Source organism: Stieleria varia, assembly GCF_038443385.1.
Taxonomy (GTDB): Bacteria; Planctomycetota; Planctomycetia; order Pirellulales; family Pirellulaceae; genus Stieleria; species Stieleria varia.
Genome location: NZ_CP151726.1, coordinates 5,328,696 through 5,347,458, shown reverse-complemented (window position 1 = coordinate 5,347,458; position 18,763 = coordinate 5,328,696). Strand labels below are relative to the sequence as shown.

Annotated in this window: 16 protein-coding genes; 11 read left to right on the top strand and 5 right to left on the bottom strand. The window is 55.6% G+C overall.

Annotated features, from left to right (window positions below; genetic code table 11):
• Positions 1-827 precede the first annotated feature (827 nt).
• The 4 genes from Pla52nx_RS18020 to Pla52nx_RS18005 all read left to right on the top strand — a co-directional run bounded on the left by Pla52nx_RS18020 (position 828) and on the right by Pla52nx_RS18005 (position 4,748).
• Positions 828-1,220, top strand: coding sequence for a hypothetical protein (locus Pla52nx_RS18020; RefSeq protein WP_146521969.1), 393 nt, complete (start codon positions 828-830; stop codon positions 1,218-1,220).
• Between the two features lie 1,053 nt (positions 1,221-2,273).
• A complete protein-coding gene (locus tag Pla52nx_RS18015; RefSeq protein WP_146521970.1) occupies positions 2,274-3,026 on the top strand; it encodes a hypothetical protein in 753 nt (250 codons plus the stop codon).
• A gap of 590 nt (positions 3,027-3,616) precedes the next feature.
• A complete protein-coding gene (locus Pla52nx_RS18010; RefSeq protein ID WP_146521971.1) occupies positions 3,617-4,243 on the top strand; it encodes a hypothetical protein in 627 nt (208 codons plus the stop codon).
• Between the two features lie 223 nt (positions 4,244-4,466).
• Positions 4,467-4,748, top strand: coding sequence for a hypothetical protein (locus Pla52nx_RS18005; protein ID WP_342190185.1), 282 nt, complete (start codon positions 4,467-4,469; stop codon positions 4,746-4,748).
• Between the two features lie 561 nt (positions 4,749-5,309).
• Here Pla52nx_RS18005 and Pla52nx_RS18000 read toward each other — a convergent pair.
• A complete protein-coding gene (locus tag Pla52nx_RS18000; protein WP_146521974.1) occupies positions 5,310-5,504 on the bottom strand; it encodes a hypothetical protein in 195 nt (64 codons plus the stop codon).
• Between the two features lie 138 nt (positions 5,505-5,642).
• Here Pla52nx_RS18000 and Pla52nx_RS17995 point away from each other — a divergent pair, with 138 nt between their 5' ends.
• Entirely contained in the window at positions 5,643-6,131 is a 489-nt protein-coding gene (locus Pla52nx_RS17995) for a hypothetical protein (protein ID WP_146521975.1), read from the top strand.
• Positions 6,132-6,755: 624 nt separating this feature from the next.
• Positions 6,756-7,145: a hypothetical protein gene (locus Pla52nx_RS17990; RefSeq protein WP_146521976.1), complete on the top strand. Its 390-nt coding sequence runs from the start codon at positions 6,756-6,758 to the stop codon at positions 7,143-7,145.
• A 788-nt stretch (positions 7,146-7,933) separates the two neighbouring features.
• Here the strand turns inward: Pla52nx_RS17990 and Pla52nx_RS17985 are convergent.
• The 4 genes from Pla52nx_RS17985 to Pla52nx_RS17970 all read right to left on the bottom strand — a co-directional run bounded on the left by Pla52nx_RS17985 (position 7,934) and on the right by Pla52nx_RS17970 (position 11,950).
• Positions 7,934-9,643, bottom strand: a complete 1,710-nt coding sequence (locus Pla52nx_RS17985; RefSeq protein ID WP_146521977.1) for a Kelch repeat-containing protein — start codon at positions 9,641-9,643, stop codon at positions 7,934-7,936.
• Positions 9,644-9,701: 58 nt separating this feature from the next.
• A complete protein-coding gene (locus Pla52nx_RS17980; protein WP_146521978.1) occupies positions 9,702-10,121 on the bottom strand; it encodes a hypothetical protein in 420 nt (139 codons plus the stop codon).
• Positions 10,121-11,080 (bottom strand): DUF1559 domain-containing protein, encoded by a 960-nt coding sequence (locus Pla52nx_RS17975; protein ID WP_197454881.1) that lies wholly within the window; start codon positions 11,078-11,080, stop codon positions 10,121-10,123. The genes Pla52nx_RS17980 and Pla52nx_RS17975 overlap by 1 nt, the downstream gene beginning before the upstream one ends.
• Before the next feature lie 84 nt (positions 11,081-11,164).
• Positions 11,165-11,950: a PEP-CTERM sorting domain-containing protein gene (locus tag Pla52nx_RS17970; protein ID WP_342190184.1), complete on the bottom strand. Its 786-nt coding sequence runs from the start codon at positions 11,948-11,950 to the stop codon at positions 11,165-11,167.
• A 375-nt stretch (positions 11,951-12,325) separates the two neighbouring features.
• Between Pla52nx_RS17970 and Pla52nx_RS17965 the strand changes: the two genes are divergently transcribed.
• From Pla52nx_RS17965 to Pla52nx_RS17945, 5 genes are read left to right on the top strand one after another with little or no spacing between them, the layout of a single operon-like run.
• Entirely contained in the window at positions 12,326-14,851 is a 2,526-nt protein-coding gene (locus Pla52nx_RS17965; protein ID WP_146521981.1) for a secretin N-terminal domain-containing protein, read from the top strand.
• On the top strand, positions 14,794-16,518 hold the full coding sequence (locus Pla52nx_RS17960) for a GspE/PulE family protein (RefSeq protein ID WP_146521982.1): 1,725 nt from the start codon (positions 14,794-14,796) through the stop codon (positions 16,516-16,518). Before Pla52nx_RS17965 ends, Pla52nx_RS17960 begins: the two co-directional genes overlap by 58 nt.
• Before the next feature lie 3 nt (positions 16,519-16,521).
• Positions 16,522-17,727 (top strand): type II secretion system F family protein, encoded by a 1,206-nt coding sequence (locus Pla52nx_RS17955; RefSeq protein ID WP_146521983.1) that lies wholly within the window; start codon positions 16,522-16,524, stop codon positions 17,725-17,727.
• Positions 17,717-18,142 carry a type II secretion system major pseudopilin GspG gene (gene gspG / locus Pla52nx_RS17950; RefSeq protein ID WP_146521984.1) on the top strand — a complete coding sequence of 142 codons (426 nt, stop codon included), beginning with the start codon at positions 17,717-17,719 and terminating at the stop codon, positions 18,140-18,142. The genes Pla52nx_RS17955 and gspG overlap by 11 nt, the downstream gene beginning before the upstream one ends.
• The gene (locus tag Pla52nx_RS17945; protein ID WP_146521985.1) at positions 18,139-18,651 is read left to right on the top strand and encodes a prepilin-type N-terminal cleavage/methylation domain-containing protein; all 513 of its coding nucleotides are present in this window, start codon (positions 18,139-18,141) and stop codon (positions 18,649-18,651) included. Before gspG ends, Pla52nx_RS17945 begins: the two co-directional genes overlap by 4 nt.
• The last annotated feature ends 112 nt before the right edge of the window (positions 18,652-18,763 follow it).

Here is an 18,763-nt window from a genome sequence, read left to right as displayed (position 1 = left end):
CCACCGGGTCAAGCCCGGATGGAGAGCGAGGAAGCATCAGAGTTCATCGGTGGTCCGTTCCTTGTCTTGTGACGTTCAGGCCTTTGTGTCGCCGTTGGACTCGGCGGATTACTCCTATGCCCTCTGCTGCCGACTTCGATCGTGGGTTCGTGTTACCACGGCCCACCCCGCGTTGGAGCAAGCTCTACTAGCGGGCACAGGATGAAGTCCTCCCCAAATAAGGGACGTTTCAAGACGCGATGGTCTTGAAACGCGTGATCAGTCCCCACCCAAGCTCCCCATCTACCTCCACCAACTTTTCCGGTTCGGTTTCGCTGTCAGCAGATTTTTGGGAATCGCACAGCGATGGGCCTGCAGTGTCGGCCTCTATAGGGTTTCTGTTCCGTGCTACTGCAAGCTCCGCGCGGACCTGATGGGTCTTGGCGTGAATGCGTCTGGAAACGAATTGCGTTGAACCATGCCCGAATCGGCGGGACTGACCCTATGACCCGGACGGTTCTCGGCGGCTATCCAGCTTGACGCTCACATTCACAGGCTTCCTCCCCACGGTTTGTCACCTTGTGCGCAGTTGCCGGGTATCTTCGAGACAGGCCTCGTACTTACTTCTTTCGGATCTACATTTGGTATACTGTCTCCTACTGGACGTTACCGGAACTAAGTACAGGGGACTTTCAGCCCACAAGATCACGCCCATGTTGGGCGTAATGCAACGGAGGCCGCGAGTTGACGTTTTTGAAGTCGAGATTCGTTCACGCGGCCCCGCTGAACCGTACCGTTCCCCGACTTACAACGAAAACTCTATACTTGCATCGAGCATACAGCGAAACATGTCGTACGATCTTTGGTTCTGGCGTCAAACGAGACCATCTGCTCTGTCTCCCGACGCAATCTGCCAGCAACTTGCAGAAGACAAGCTGATTGACGGAATTGCACTCCTCCCGATTGACGAAATCAAAGCCGCGATTGTTGCAGAATTTCCGGACATTGTAGACGGACTTACATCAATGACCTGGGAAGGAAACGGGAGCTACTTTGAGGTTTCATGGTCGGTAACGGCGACTCAGGTTTCGATGACTTGCGGCTATAAGCTTCTAAAGAACCCCGAACCGCTAAACCAGATGATAGACGTGATGGCAGGATTCGGATGCGCGCTGTATGATCCGCAGACTGGAGAACGCTACACGCAATCCGACACGCCGAAGCCAAGCGGCGACACGTAGGCGGGGAACTAGAAAATGCACGTGCGGACTGGCAAGGTCTGATTGACGAGCGGGGGGAGATCCCGCCTGGGTAACTGCTAGCCACAGGCCCAGTATTGAGTGTTGCAGCGGCTGTATAAGACCGGTGGTCGAAGTCAGTCGTTGAAGCACTGGACTCTTAGGATCGAGACAGGCAGAAACGTAGTCAGGATGAATGGACTGTGGGCGGTGTGCGCGGCTGTGAAGGGGAATAGCTGCGAAATTTGGTATCTGTTGGCGCCAATCAGGTGATTGCAGTGGCCAAGGTTTGTGCATGCCCCAAGGCAACACTTCACGACGCGTCATTGGCGAGCTTCGTGGAGAGACCCGGAGTCGGCGCCCCGAAGAACGCTTGCTGTTCGCCTTGGTCGGCTCACGCGCGCTACACACAGCGTCAGTCAGGCAACCGGTGAGACCCTGAGGTTCTTGATCGATTCGCGATCTCCGATTGCGGGCGAGTGAGTATGTCCGAGAAGTGGAATGAGCGACGAAGACAAGTGACGCTCAGGGAGTCGGACGACCAAATACTACTGTTGAAGCTTGAAGGCCAATCAAGTGGAACGAAGTCGAGTAATATCGATCGAGGGAAGGCGGTCGGGATTTCACGCGATTCAGACCTGGCACCTACCGTACTCAGTGACGGACCCTCGGTGCTAACCAGGCTGGATCGCGGCGTTCCTTTTGTCCGTGGAGTTTCGAGAGCCCGTCCCCTGCTTTCACAACGCGCACTCCAGCGCGTCGGTCGATTGCACTGGTTCGTGCCTCGCCATCATCAGGCGGATTGCTAGGTGAAATCTGGGAGCCGGATGCTGCAACACGGCACGTCCGGATCTACGAGGGGCCGGGGGGCAATGCGGCATGGTTACAATATTGTGAAACCACCAGAGGAAACGGGTGGCAAACAGGGAAAACAAACCGTAACCTATACCAAAGAGACCCCGGCCTACTCACCCAAGCCCGCGATCGGGTGCTTTTGAAATGGATGCGTTCATCGCGCGGGCTCGGTGAACGGTGGCGTTCGTTGGATTGAATTGGATGCGTACACGTCAGTTCATCTTCGCTCTATTGGCAGCGTTTGCGTGCACGACGATACACGCCCAGGACCTGGGGTACAAACATCGTCCAATCCCCGATTTCGTGTTGCGGTTGGCCGACGAGCACATCAAGAATCTGCCTGATAATCCGGATGGCTTTGGAGCGCAACGCCGCGCATTCGCTTCGATGTTTTTGTGGGCATATACAGGGTTTAGCCCAGAACACATGGACCTTGAGAAGTACCCAGAATTCGCGGGACTCAACGCGGGAATCGACTACCGCAAACGTAATCCCGCAGCGACACACGAGGTTCTTAGCGGATTTGGATACGAACTTACCAAACGTACGGGCAATTGGCTGACTGGTTCTGAGATATCCGCGTTTTACGAGCCAAAGAATCAATCGCCCAGAGACTCATGGTGGTTGTCAACGCTTGACGAGTGCAAAACGAATCACATTAGGTGGGAACCTCTTCCAATGCCGCAATTCGAGCGAGAGGTTGACGATAAGATTGCACGCCGTCTTGAATCGATTCGTGGTCGGATTGCGCGCGTAAAGGTTATCGGCTATCTCAGCCCCGAGGGTAAGTACGGACACTTGGGACTTTACGAACGCGAGTTTCTTGCGATCGAGATCACTGACGTTGCCCGTCGTCGGGATGGTAACCGCACGACGGATATTTCGTCGACAGGCGACGGGTACAGGTCCTATGATGGTCAGCCGTATCCAAGTGAAGAAACCAACGAACCCTGACGTGCAACCGAGGAAGGCATGGGGCGTTTTCAGTTGGACAATCAAACCGCCGTTCTGGCTGACGTCGGTCGATCAACGCGGCTAGTGATCAAGTCCAGTGTGGAAGTTGGAACTGATCCGAGTGCTCGATTTCCCCACGGTCAAGTCCACTGGGTACCCGTTGCCTGGAGCGATTCTGGTTCTGACCGTCGCTCCGTGTAGCGCGACAATCCGAGGCGCGCGCTCGGGCCGAGGAAGTCGCGTTGGATACCACAACGACCACCATCACCACTGTGTGATCTCTGTGACCGTCGCGGCATGTGATCGAGTGCAGAGTGGAAGAGGAGCAGACTCCAGGTTTCGCTTATCCCACTGTCGAGCCCAACGGGTACAATGGCAACGAGCGATTTTGATTCCAGCCGTCGCTGATTGTATCGCGATGATCCATGTCGATGAACCCAAGCCGTGGGTGTTGTCGTTAAGTACCACAAGAGACCACCGCAGCGGCTGGGTGTTCTCTGCATTATTTGCATTAGATGCATCGCACATATTTACTCGTGCTGTTTTGCTTCATCGTTCCGTTTTCTACGGGGTGCGACCCTCGTCGAAACATGACGCCAAAACAGATCGTCGATTCTCCTTCGGGGTTCCATTTTTCCGAGAACGAGTATCCAATCGCTTCCGCGACTGTTGCGGGATGGCTCAACGATCCAGATTGGTGCGACGAATTCAACAACGGAAAGGGAAAGTCACTCCAGTGGTCGCTGGAAATCGTAGGTGCGTCGATTCCAGCCGATGATCTTGGCTCGCCCCGCGTAACGTTTGACGGCCTAGATATTGACGTCGCTCGATGGCAAGACTTGGACGGGTTCAATCAGAGTTGGTCCGACTGGAAGAATCATCGCACGGGCGATCAGTACGCTAGGACCTATCACTCTGGCCATGACCCGGTAGAACTGGGTGAGTTGAGAGTGATCGCCAGACACCAAGACCAATTCCGTGTTGCAGCGCATGGCGGAATGCAAAACACAACGCCTTTCGAACTTGACGCAACGTTTACGTTCATGAAGATTACTGTCATAGGCAATGCGATGGATGACCAAAAGTCACTTCAACAGCGATTGGATGATGCGTTGCCTGACAACGACTTGGTCTTATCAACTTTTGAGCGTAAAGTTGTTGGCGATCGAAAACTCGCTACGGCTACATTCGTTCCGCCGCAAACAGAAGGCAAATAAACATGTGATTCAACGGAGGACGGGCTGTCCGTTTGCTCGTCTGCATGCAAGTCGTTCGCCCGTCCCCGCTGATCACTATTCTTCCGCCACTGAAGTCACAGCATTGAACGTCGCGTCTAATCCGTACCAGAGTCCCGCCTCAGAGCCTGAGGTGACTGGTGGCGACACGAATTCGCGTATCCCAAGTTGGCTTCGATTTCGTTACCATTTTATTCCGCCCATCGTGATCGCGACGCTAGCAACGGGCGAACCCCTTGCAGTGCTCTCAACTGCGTTTGTGTTCTTACCAATGATTGCCCTCGCTACCGAACTGGGGCCGTGGGTTCTCCCGCTGAACTTCATCTTTTCGATTATTGTCTGCATCGCTACACCACTGCTGGAAATCGCTAAACGTATTTGGTTCGGAAACGAAAGACGCCATCGCATTGCCCAAATTTTATTTTGGTGGATATATTGGGGAATGATGTCTCTGGCGATAGCTGGCGGAACCTATCGGGGACCGTGATTCGATCCTTGGTCCATACAGCGGGGAACCATGAAATGCACAGGCGAGCGGGAGTCGTGTATAACGGTCTGCTTGCGTCTCTCTCCCGTTCCCCGTGAATTCTGCTGTTACGCCATTGAGGAATTGACATTGTTAGGGTGGCTTCGACGAATCTTTGCAACTGTCTGCTGCGAGAGCGACGTTGAATGGGAATTTGGTTCCTACCCAGATGACACGGTCGGCCAGCTGCTTTCGAACGCACGGGCGGTCGGTGATGACCTCAAGCGTTCTCGGACGGTTCACCACCAGCTAACGTTCCCAACAATCGATCTGGCATCCAGTTTTCGCGATCGCGTTCCGATCAGCTGGTCTACCAATGTGAAACAACGAGTCAATGGAGACGGATGGATTTGTGAATGCACTCGTGATATGACTCCCCAGCGTAGGACGCTTGCCGAACATTCCAGGTTATTGTGGGGAATCGCATTGTCCGTCCATCCAACGCTGTGGGCGTACTTAGGAATGTCTGATTGCAGTGGAGAAAACTTTTGGTATGTTGCTCCGCCAATGCTCTCACACGAGTCAGTGGCGTAACAATGGGATGCACGACGAGTCGCCGGGTCGTGGTTCTTGAAGTTGAGGATCGCTCGCGGCGACCGCGTGATCCGTACCGTTCTGCTCTAGAAAGCATTCATGTCGATCCCGCCGGAAATCCAACGTCGTGTCGCACATGTTGATGTCCTGCTCGACCATCCGTTCAATCAATCGATATCGCATTGGCGATTTCCGTCCGCAAGCGAATCTCGCTGGTCGCGCGTGGAGAATCAAACGCGACCAATGCTCATAGGTGAGCGGGATGCACTCGAGGTCGACGGTGATAGTGACGCAATGATTTCTGCGCCCGACGGAGGTGTCTTGCATATCAACGGCGACCTGAATGCCGGACTCGAAACCGGTGGATTCCAGGAAATCTTAATCTGCGGTGATGTTTCAAGGGACGCAAAGATTCATGCCGACGGCTTTCTCCATATTTACATCGGCGGGTCGATGAACGGGCAGATCGTCACGACTGGTTCATCCAAAATCTGGGTTGATGGTGACTTTGGCGGATCGATCAGCACCGGAAACCCGTCAACAAATTTGTACGTGTCTGGAGATTTCGACGGTACAATCTCCGCCCACGATGACCCTTCATTGCTCTTTCTATGTGTCACGGGTTATGCACGACACGATCTGATCTCTGCCATTGCTTCGATTGGTTACACTGTATTCAACGCTAGTGTTGGAATCAGTGATGTCTCACCTGGGTTGTACCCGGATGGTCCTGAACGCCGCGTGACTAGGAATGGTAAAAGCTACAGTCGCTGGTGCGTACTCCAACAACGCAAAGAAGCAGAACCATGAATTGCACGGGAGGACGTGAGTCGTGTTTAATGGTCTGCTTGCGAGTCGTTCGCACGTCCGCCGTGATCCTTGACGTTCTGCCAACGAGAGTTTATGGATTATCGCGGTCAACTCGAACTTAATCAAATCACCGAGCGTTTGTTGCTTTCTAGCAATCGCCCGAAGCGTCAATGGTTGATCGAACGTCTCGGCCACATCTGGTCGCTGCCTGACATTCGTCATTGCTCATTGGTTGATCGACACCTAAAATTCCTAGCTCACGCGATTCCAACTACGAATGGGAATCACTGGCTACCACAGGTCCCAGAACTTCTGACTTCATGCTTTTCGAGTGGATTCAATATTGCATGCTGTACAAGGCTCGCTTGCTTGCTGATGTAACGCTATCATCGAAGGTCGCGGAGAGGGTGCGCGCGATCCCTGACACGGACCCGATTCGAGACCTAGCCAAAGACATGGCCAATCGCTTGCTTGCACGCGTATAGAAGGCAGAACCATGCGGTGAACCTAAGCCGCCGATTGGGTCGTTACTTACAGCAAAATCTATTGCTGCGGCTGGGTTACCGCTGTCGTTCGGCCACTAAAGAGTTCAAAGACAGTGTTCCTTTTAGCCACTAACCGCAGATGATCCGACGACTTAGCATCCGATATCGAATCACAACATTGCTTGCTGTGGTGGCATCCTTCGCGATCTTATTCGGATACGCTCAGTGGCGTCGAGCGTCGCTTGTTCGCGAAAGCGAAGCCCTGGAGTTGCTGGGTGTACGCGTGCTTTGGGCAGATCAGCTTCACGGCGCACTTTGGCCAGTAGTTCCAGAAAAAGCAGAGTTTGCGTTTACCGAAGTGTCTCCAGACGAAATACAAATCGCCGACACAATTTACACTCTCGAGCAGGCAAAGATTCAACACGATGCAATCATGGAACGGCTCAAGCATCTTGGCGTTCCGCACGTCGTTCCCATCAAGAATGGTAAGCGTCAAACAACCATGGTGGCTACAGGAGCCGAACCATGACGTGCACGTGAGGACGGCTTGCGGCGTTTGTGCGAGTGGTCTATCAACCGTCCGTCCCATGTGATGTCTGACGTTCGCCAGCAACAGGCATCCCTGCCACAGGGTTGACGAATCTTGCTTTCTGGATCATCTCACGTACGTTATGACCACCGATCACGGGCGCGGCTCTTGCATGTCGTATGCCCACGGTGTCATCGCCTTGCTGAAGCAACAAAAGAAAGGGAGCTTGAAAAGAGCAATGTCATTGGCGACACGGCAGGGACGTGGGAACTTGCCGACTGGTCGATTGTCTGCCACACCTGTCCATTTCGGCAATCGTCATTGACTTACGAACAACTATCTGATTTGTTCTGCCGAATCGACGTTCGCGGAATCGGGATTTGGGCATGGAACCTTGAGCACCTGCAGATGCTCGTGCGTCTGTTGAAACACGAATCAATAGACAACGACCCTAATCGCTGGTTTGCCACTTACGCTCATGGAGACTGGTTACGCGCCGTCCTTGAGGCACCTTGGTGAGACAAGTTTCGGCAAGAGCATGCTCGTTCTGATCCTGTATTTTCTGGGGCCTCGCTGTCGGTCTTGTGACGCAGCATTGGTCTGGCAGTTGCGGTAGATCATGCTTTGGATGACGGCATCCGTCCATCGCAAGTCGGTAACATCGGTCGTCAGCAGGAGTTCTTTTTCGAATGAATGCGGGCGAACGCGAAGATGGGCGTGCCGTATTTCGTCATGCACAGCATGACCTACGGTTATTCTGGTTCTGCATTTTCTTTCCCACATGACTTTCAATGACCGGACAACTTGATCCGATCGATTTGCTTGAACTTTCCGATCTCCATGTTGGCTCCGCCGATCATTAGCAATTCGTCGTCGGCTATCGGCAGCATGCGGTGAAAGAATCTTGCCGGATTGCATTTGGCGATGGTCCGCCATGAGGCTCCGTCTTCGCCGAGTTGATGCACCCGCCCGTCCAACGTGCTGACGTACAGTCGACCGCCGGTGGCAAACGATGATGAGCCGAAACCCGACATCCCGCTGCCTGGCAACGAGGGACCTTGTGTCCATGCGTTCGAACTCGGGTCGTAGATATCGACACGTGTTGTGGTCTTGCCCTGTGAGTTCATTCCGCCAATCACGTAGAGTTTGCCTTCGTGTGCCGCAACGCTGATCGCTCGTCGTTGGAACGGTGGCTGGGCAAGCGATTGCCATTCGCTCGTGTCATCACTCAGGTCCAGCGACCAAGCGGTCGTGTGCCATTGACTGTCGTCGCTCTGCCCATCAAGCTTCCAGCCTCCAAAGACATAGACGGTATCCCCGAGGACTGCGGCGTCCAATGACGATCGTGGCTCAGGCAGGGAAGGCAAATCGGTCCATGTGTTCGTGGCGGGGTGGTATGCTGCGACTAGATTCTGCGAACGCAAATCGTGAGTTTCACCCGCAGCGTTGACCGCAGTGAAACCGCCGATGCGGATGATGCGATCGCCGTGTGCAACCAACGCTAAGCCCTGAAGCGATGGGCCTGTAGCACGTTTCTGCCACGCCGCTTGCTCGCCCGCAGAGAGGTCCAAGCACCAAAAGCGATTGGATTGTTCTTGCGTGGAATACGAGTGCGCGTTGCCGGTGTGGCCGCCGTACACGTACAGACTTTGGCCACTGACGGCGGCGCCGAAGCTGGTCAGTTCCTCTGGCAGTTCGGGAAGGTTAGACGGCACGACGGATGCACCAATCGCATCATCCATCTCTGGACGCTGGGGATTGGACGCATCGTCCCGCGAAGTTGTATTACTGGGGATCTCGCCACGAACCTCACCAGGGATACGGAACGTAGCCGTCAAGTAGTCGGTGGTGCTGCCATAGTCTTCGCCATCGAGCGTGCCTTTGGCATCGGGATCGGTCATGCCAACCACGATCGCGTTGAGCCCAGGTTCGACTTGGGACGCAGTGAAGGTGACCATTCCGGCGATGTCGGTTTTGGCCGCCCCCTCCTCGTGACCTTCTTCGCAGTACAGTTTGACCTCCAAGTCCTTGGCGGGTTTTTCATGATGCAGGATCGTCACGCGAATTCCACCCTCGGGTAGAGAACGGATCACGGACTGAAGCGGTGTTTGTGCCCTTGCATCAACCGGCCACTTGCTGGGATCCGATTGGGGCAAGTGCTCGACGTGATAGGTCAGCTTGGTGCCGTGATACAAACCGTAGGTCACGCGGCCAGCGACTTCGGCCGAAGCGGGAGCCGGTTTTGTGCTTCGAATACCGACCAGCGAATCATTCTTGACTGACTCGGTCTCGATGCCAGAGCCGTTCGATTGCAATTCGATCTTCGCGATGCTCTCTGGCATGTGATAAGTGCGGTCATTGGGTGACTCCCCAAACCACAGCACCACGTGTCCATCATCATCCGTCGACAACCAAGCCATGTGAGCATGGGCGAGTGTCGGCAGCGTGAGACAAGCAACTGCGATGAGTGCGAAACGAATCGTGTATGGGAACAACATGAGTGACTCCGTCGTGGAAAGTGGTGACTTCATTTGACCATGGAAAGGGAGTAAACGGCTACAGGAACTCGACGTCAAAGGCGAGCGGGTTCGTCTGGTTGAGCTTTAGCTCGCAAGACAACTGACTGTTGGCGTCGAACTCTGGATCAATCACAGCGTCCTCTGGCGGCAGCGTGGCGGATTGCTCCGCAGGCAGGGTTTTGCGTATCTCCGGTGGAATCAGCGAAATCCGCACGAGGTACCGTCCACCGTGCAGTCCCGCTTCCGTCGTCACGTCAAACCGTCCTGCAAAGACTGGCACCGACGCATTGGGTCCGGTGGTTCCATGGAGAGGTTCAAACGTGATCACCGCTCCTGATAGCGGGGCACCGTCCACGTGGACGGTGCCCGAAGCAGTTACGGCTGGCACGGCTTTTTGGGTGCATCCGGCAATGCAAGCCAAGCCGGCGAACAGATAGAGCAGAGTGAATGGGCGCATCACCATGGCTCCTGGTCGATGACTTCGCCATCATTGCGAGCCGTCAATTGCCGCAGGACGACCCCGTCGACCGATTCGGTGAGAAATCGCACGCTGCCATCACTCAGTACGAACTGAACACCACCGGCGTGTGGTCCGCGAAAGGACTCATAGGAGGGAATGTCGAACAGCGATATTTCTTTGGCGTTAAACTTTCCGAATGTTGACGCTGTCGAGTGATAGGGGTAGCTGACCGCCCACTTGCCCGCACTTTCGCCACCAGAACCGGGATAGGGAAACGGCAAAGACGTGGTCTCGCGAACTTGGACTCCAAACTCGCCGGCAAGCAACGTGTTGGTGGTGCCGTCAGCGTTGGAAATGTCGTCCACTGCCACCCAAGTCAGCCAAGACAAATCGTCGGGCAATCCGGCCGTCACTCTTTCATTTCGAAAAACGTTCATCGAATCGATGATCGCACCATCATGGATCTGATTGCGATACTTCTTCGTTCCCGTCGAAACCGCGTAGCTGGAATAGCCGTCCGATGCTCCGCCGCTATCGGGCAGGGACATCGACGGACACAAGTAGACCGCAGGTGTCTTTTTGGCGGGGATCTCGTTCTCGGGAGCCCACGCGTCGGCGTCCAAATCGAATTCGAGGAACAACGCCGATTGCTCGACGTACGGCAATATCGAAACAAACGCGGTCAAGCCGGCTCGATGCACCGGCTGTCGTGCGGTTCCGGCAACGCGTATCCCCAATGCGCTGGGTGGCAACCTCCGGTTCACGTCGTTGTACGCGTGCATCGCCAACCCGATCTGTTTGAGGTTGTTGCTACATGACATCCGACGTGACGCTTCGCGAGCCGCCTGAACTCCAGGCAGCAACAAGCCGACAAGTATCCCGATGATCGCGATCACAACCAGCAATTCGATCAACGTGAACGCGCGCCGCGTTGGCGCAAGGGTTGATATCCACACGCGTGTGTCCCCCAAGTTTGAACGAGTTTGAATGATGGAGAAAGAAAGCGGTCGTTGACGGCCGCTGACCAAAGAACGACAGCCCTACGAACCCAGCAGTGGAAGCACGCGACGCCGGCGTCGAGCCATGACTATGGTGGTACCGATCAGACCAAGCATCGCGAAGCTGCTGGGTTCTGGTACCGCCGAAGGTGTGATGAAAGGCGTGTTCCTGGTGAACGAGTCGATGCGAACTTTGTCGAGCGACATGTTGTTGGATTGAGCCATGAAGTCAAAACGGTACTCCGCTTGGGAGGAATCCAGGTCCCACAACGCGAGGTAACTGACACCTTCGCCGCCGAAAGTTCCGCCCAACGACACGCGATTGGTCTCGATCGCAAAGCTCGGTGCGATCGTGCCCGGCGCGTCCGTCAGGCTCAACAACAGTGACGAGTAATCGAGTTCCGATCCGAGGGTTTCAAACTGTGCGACGATGCGAGTGAACGAGCCTCCGCTGGTTCCCGAGCGAACCGTCGCAAACGCATCGGTCAAGAATGTGGAATCGTCGCCCGGTCCGAAAAGACCACCGTACGCGTTACCGCTGGAAGCGATCGACTGGTTTGACTCGAAAGTCAGCAGGCTTGGTAGCCCGCCGTTATCAAAGACGCTATTCGCCGCCGGCGAGCTTCCCGCCGGTAGAAATCCAGGTGCTGATCCGCCCAGAAAATCGTCGAAGCTGTCCCAGAACGCGAAGGAGGAATTCACGTCTCCTTGATCCCATCCAAAAACGTCTCCGGAGACTCCCGGCACCGATTGGTCGGGGACATAAATTTCCGCTCGGACAAGCTTGGCCTGGCAGAGCCAAAGTCCGCTTGAAATCAGCGAAACCATTAGAAAACGAAAGGCATACACGACACTCGACCTCTTGCTAAACAAGTCCAGAAAACGTCCGCTGGTTGCCCGATGCAACTCAGTGCGATGCTTCTTTCTTGCTAGCTGGGGTCAATCGAGGGTCCGGTGGGAGCGGGGTGTTCCGCTACTTATCCGAGCCCTCTTTATGCCTCGCTGGCTACTTAAGAACGCTATTGAGAATTCCTCTCAACAAGCGGAATGATATTCGATCGGTTCGGTCATGGAAAGCCCTGGAAGGGATTTTTTTGCGGGACAATGCTCGACGATCAACAACGAGCTTGACGTGGAGGGGGGCGATTTCCTAGCAAACGGGTTTAGCAGCGTGTTGATTGAGTGTCCTCACTGGATTCGCCCTTGCCTGATTTGCTTGCAGATCGCACCGTCGGCTTTGCTCGGCCTGTTCCTCACATCCTTTTCGTCGCTTTCTTGGCGGCGTGGACGATGTCGGCTGGCACCTGCGCGGCTCAAGCTAATCGGTCTCCGTCTAAGTCAACGTTTCAGTCAGCGGCAAATGACGAGATCGTCGAGTTGAACTTGTCCGGCACGGTCAAGGTGACCGCGTTGCTGGAATTGATGAGCAAAGAACTCGGCATTCGGTTTCTGCACGGAACGGATATCGCCCAGCGGGATGTCACGGTTTACACGCCCGCAAAGCTGCCCAAGAGCGTGTTGCCGACATTGCTGGGCAGCCTGCTCCGCGAAGCCAACCTTGCGATTGTTGACTCCGACGTCGCCGGGTGGAAACGCGTGGTCGATATTGGAGATATTTTGTCCAACGCACGAACCGGGGATGCGGAGGAAGTCACGAGGCGAAATGGGCCGGCTGCTGCGGTCACTCAAGTGATCCCGATCAAATACATCGATGTGACCACCATCTCCACTTCGCTCAAACCGTTCATGTCAAAGACCGGTTCGAATATCATCGCCCTGGCGGAACAGAATTTGTTGATCGTCACCGGTTACGCGGCGGACGTTCAAGAAATTGTCGAGATGCTGAGAATGATCGACAAGCCCAAGGGCCAGGGTTCCATCGAAATCTATTTGCCCGTCAACCGTTCCCCTGAGTCCCTGATCGCGCAAGCCGAATCGATCATGGCGGGTGGCGCGAGTCGAAAACCCGGTGGCGATGATGGTCCCAAATTGTTCCACGACCGAGCGGGCGCACGCATTCTGGTTGCGGGTCAGACCGAAGTCGTTACAGAGATCGTCACGTTGTTGCGACAATTGGATACTGGCAGCGGAGCGTTGACGAAGGTCTACCGGCTGCAATATGTCTCGGCCACTCGGATCGACAAATTGGTCAAGGGGTTTGTGCAGCCGGGCGACGCCAAGGACCAAAACGCTGAGATCGAAACAACGGTGGACGAGGAAGGAAACTTGTTGGTCATCCGTGCGTCCGATGGAGTCCACCGACAAGTGGAGATGTTGATCAAGGAGTTGGATCGCGCGGTGGATTCGGCGGAAAGTCCGATTCAGTTCTACAAGCTAAAAAACGCGACGGCGATCGAAGTGCTGTATTCGTTGATGGCATTGCAACAAGCGACCGGCAGCGGCGGCGTTGCGCAAGCGGGCGGATTACAGGCCGGTGCATTTGGGACATTGGGCGGATTGAACGTGGGCGGTGTGTATCCCGTCGGTGCGATGGTGGGCAACATGGGTTTCAATCCCAACGCGACGGTCAGCATGCCTCCTCAGCCGATCACCAGCACATCGCCGCAACGCGAAGCGAATCAGAACAGTCAGCTTTCTCCATTGATCGCGAACAACTCGGGCGGGTTTGCCAACCCGGGTTTTGCCGGCGGTCAGCTTGGCGGTTTCGGCGGCCCGTTGGGGAACGGATTTGGAAGCGGATTTGCAGGTGGCGGATTTGCAGGTGGCGGGCAGGTCGCAACGTTGCCAGGTGGCGCGCGGATTTCTGCAGACGTCGCCACGAACAGCTTGATCATCTATGCCCCAGCCAACGTGCAGCCGTTGTATGAAAAACTGATTCGATCGTTGGATCAACGACGTCCACAGGTCTTGATCGAAGCCGACATTGTGGCCGTGGACACCAGCAACAACTTTTCATTGGGCGTGGAGATCTCCGGCGGTGATCGGCAAGGGGCCAAGCGGTTGTTCAAATTCACTTCGTTCGGTTTGAGCGAAGTCGACCCGACGGACGGATCATTGACGATCAACCCGGCTTTGGGTTTCAACGGAGTGTTGATCGATCCGGAGGTCGCTGACGTGATCGTGCAAGCTTTATCGGCTCACACGCGTAGTCGCGTGTTGGCATCGCCGAAGATCTTGGTCAACGACAATCAAACGGGAAATCTGGAAAGCGTCGCGAGTGTGCCATTTCAAAGCGTCAATGCGGCGGACACGATCGCCACGACCAGTTTGGGCGGGACACAGCAGGCCGGTACGACGATCGAGGTCACGCCGCACATTAACGAAGACGACCATTTACAATTGGAGTTTCGGGTCGAGTTCAGCACATTCGTCGGCGAAGGCACCGCCGCGTTACCTCCGCCGCGCCAGATCGACAGCTTGGGCAGCGTGGTGACGATCCCGGACGGAAAGACGGTGGTGGTCGGGGGCCTGAAACGCTCCACCGACAGCAACACGTTCACCGGGGTGCCGTGGGCTGAAAAAGTGCCGATATTGCGTGAGCTGACCAGCCTAAGAACCGAAGCCAACTCGACGACTTCGTTTTTTCTGTTCATCCGACCGCGTATCTTGAGGGACTCTCAGTTCCGAGATCTGCAATACTTGTCTCATGTCGAAACACAGGATGCCGAGCTTTCTGGCGACTATCCTCGTAGCGGGCCGATGTTGATTCCATGTCCGACGCCTCCCCCACAACCGGTGACTCTGCCCAGTCGCGTGACGCGTCACTGATGTCGGCTGCGCCGAGCAGAGAAGGTGCGGCTAACAGAGACGCGGCGATCGTTGGACCTGTTCTCACCAGTTCCACCGACGACATCGCGTCGGACTTGCCCGCAGAGACTCGGGAGCTGGCGCAATGGTTGCAATGCCCCGTTTGCGTCGAGCTGGCACGCTTGAAACCGTCATCCGTTTTCTTGGCATACTTGCCGATTGCATTCGCACGATCTCGACGGTTGCTGGGATTTGATCACGAAGGAAAACTTCTCGTGGCGGTCTGCGATCGTGACGGCTACGAATCGCTGGATGTCGTCGGTCGAGTGTTGGGGCGCGCCGTTGAGCCGATCGTGACGACGGCGTCCGAACTGAGCAAGGCGGTCAACGCGGCTTACTCGGACCGGTCCAGCCAAGCGCAGCAGGTGATCGACACGATCGACCGCGACACGGTGCTACGTGAGATCGATCAACTGGGCAGTCGCGAAGACTTGTTGGACACGGAAGGCCGAGCGCCGATCATCCAATTGGTCAACCACTTGCTGTTTGACGCTGTCAAAGCGGGTGCATCGGACGTCCACATCCAGCCGTATGAAGACCGCGTGGTGGTCCGTCAACGGATCGACGGTGTGTTGTTCGATGCGTTTGATGTTCCCAAGAACGTCCAGGAAGAAGTCCTGTCTCGGATCAAGGTCTTGGGCAAGATGAACATTGCCGAGAAACGGTTGCCGCAAGACGGTCGGGCAACGGTGCAACTGGGCGACCGGACCGTTGATTTGCGAATCGCGTCCTTGCCGACAAGTCACAACGAGCGGATCGTCATCCGTTTGTTGGACAAGAGCGCTCGGCTGTACACGCTGGGTGAGCTTGGGATGCCCGAGCACTATTTGTCACGGTTTCGTGAGTTGATTCGCCGCGACCACGGAATGATTTTGGTCACCGGTCCGACAGGCAGTGGAAAGAGTACGACGTTGTACGGCGCGTTGCAGGAGATCAATTCACATGATCTGAACGTGCTGACCCTGGAGGATCCGATCGAGTACCAGCTTGATGGCATCAGCCAAACGCAGATCAATGAAAAAAAGGGGATGACCTTTGCCTCCGGCATGCGCAGCGTTCTGCGTCAGGACCCGGACATCATCATGGTCGGTGAGATCCGAGACAGCGAGACGGCGGTGATGGCCATTCAAGCATCGTTGACCGGGCACCTAGTTTTCAGCACGTTGCACACTAACGACGCGGCCAGTGCGGTGACGCGATTGTTGGATTTGAACATCGAGCCGTACCTGGTCAGCAGTTCGCTGGTGGCCGCGCTTGCGCAGCGTTTGGTCCGCAAGTTGTGCGGGCAATGCAAGCGTCCAGCCGCGCCGAATTCGGCTCGTCCACCCTTGCCGCCTGACTCGCTGATGAAGTCCTACGGTGTCGATACATCCGAGCTTGCGGGTGTCTATGTGCCGGTCGGTTGTGACGCGTGCCGCCAGACCGGATACCGAGGTCGTGTCGGATTGTTTGAGTTGTTGTTGATCGACGACAACACGCGAGAGTTGATCCAGAGTCGGGCTAACGCGTCACAAATTCGTCAAGCGGGAATCGACGCGGGGATGCATCTGTTGTCGACGGATGGTTTGCTAAAGATTCATCAGGGGGTGACGACGCTAGACGAAGTCCTGAGGGTAACGACGCTGTAGATCATGGCAGTTTTTTCTTACACCGGCGTCGATCCGTCACGTCAGACCATCAAAGGAACGATCGCGGCTGACACGCCCAGACAGGCTCGCGATTTGTTGCGGATGCAGGGCGTGCAGGTGCGCAAGCTGGTGCCGTGTGTTGAGAAAGACTCACGCCGTTGGTCGTCGCGATTCTCACTTTCGTCGACTGCTTCGCAATGGACGACCGTGGTTCACGAGATGTCCATGCTACTTTCTGCGGGCATTCCGATTCTGGACGCGTTGGACACGATCGCTCAACAACACACGGGCACCTTTCGCGCGGCGATCCTCGGTGTTCATGATCGTGTTGCCGCGGGAGCATCTTTGGCCGACGCATTGGCTGAACGTCCCGATCTGTTTGACGCTGCTTCGGTTCACATGGTTGCGGTGGGAGAGAATTCAGGGACGTTGGATTCGGTGTTGCAGCAATTGGCGGAATTCAAACAGCGGCAGATGCGGTTTCGCGACGCGGTGACCACCGCGTTGATTTATCCGTTGTTCTTGGTTTGCTTTGGAACGGCGGCCGCGGTGTTTCTGATGACGTCGGTGTTGCCGCCTTTGTTGGAGAACTTGCAAGAAACACTGACCGAGCTTCCATGGCCGACGCGAGTGGCCAAGGCGATCAGTGACGTCTTGCTGGGCTACCGTTGGTGGTTGCTCGCAGGGGCGGGGGTCGGCGCTGTTGGGTTGTATTTGGTGTTGCGATCTGAGCGAGGAAAAGAGCTGTGTCATTCCGCAGTGCTGCGGTTGCCGGTGGTCGGGTCGATGTCGATCAAGCAGAATGTATCGCGGATTGCGACGATCATCGGCACGTTGACGCGAAGCGGCGTTGATTTACCGCGCGCGGTTGACTTGGCTGGTCAGTCGATCGGCAATCGAGTATTCAAGAGAGCGCTCGGCGAGTGTGGCGAGCGAATTTCAGCGGGGGTCGAGATTGCTGATGCGATGGCCAGTACAGGAGTTTTTCCTCCGTTGGCGGTGCGTGTGTTTTCCGTCGGTCAGGACTCAGGCAAATTGGACGAGATGCTCTTTCGGCTAGCGGACGACTATGATGGACAGGTGGCGACGACGTCGGAGCGGTTGACTTCGCTGTTGGAACCCGTGCTAATCCTTGTCTTGGCCGCGTTGGTCGGTTTTCTGTTGTTGGCCACGATTCTTCCTATTCTGGAGGCCGGAAATGTCATGTGAACTCACAAAACGTCGACGCGGGTTTTCGCTTGTCGAACTGATCGTCGTGATGGTGATCCTGGGCATGCTGGCGGGATTGGTGGCGATTCGCACACGCGGATACTTAGTCACATCGCGACAGAACGCGGTGAAGTCTGAGTTTGCAACCATCATGAAAGCGCTCGAGACGTTTCGAATCGATCAAGGGCGGTATCCGACGGAGGACGAGGGACTTGAGATCCTGGTGCAGCCGACAGACACGTGGCCGGACGGGTTCTTGAGCAAGGTGCCGAAGGATCCGTGGAAGAACGATTACATCTATTTGGTCCAAGACAACCGCTTTGAAGTGATCTGCTTGGGTGCGGACGGACGTGAAGGGGGCGAGTCCGAGGACAAGGATTTCTCCAGCGATGAATTGCAAGACGACACGCAATGACCAAGACTCGTGACGGTCGGATTCGTGGGTTCACGTTGATTGAGCTGATCGTTGTCCTGGTCATCATCGCAATGCTGTCCGGGCTGGTGGTGCTGTCGGTCGGCAGCACGATGGATCGTCATCGATTGAGCCAAGCGGTGGAGACGATCGAAGCGTTTGACATGCGACTCAGACGCGAAGCCCGCGCATGGCGTCAACCGATATCGGCGAAGGTGAACACGCAGTCAAAGACGATGGTGGTGCCTCAAGCGGATGGCAGCGAGCGTTTGTTTCAATTGCACCAGCGGGTGGATGTCCTGTCCTGGCGTTTGGCGACGCGGCGCAGTGGTGGGCGTCAGGTGGAAATTGCTGTGGACGGTGACGGGCGATCGTCGAGCTACGTGGTGGAGTTGGGCGGTGGCAAGTCACGTGTGTGGTTGGTGGTGTTGGGAGGCAGCGGTCAGACGTTTGTGACGCCGCGACAGGACGAGGCTCGAGGGTTGCTGACATTGCTGGAGTCGGAGAAATGAAGGAGACAGCGTCTCAAAACCGAAATGGGCTTCGCCAGAATTCCCAGCTCCTGCAATCTTCGGCGAAATCAAAAAAACGTCTGAGCCAGCGGGGAATTTTAGGAACGGCTTT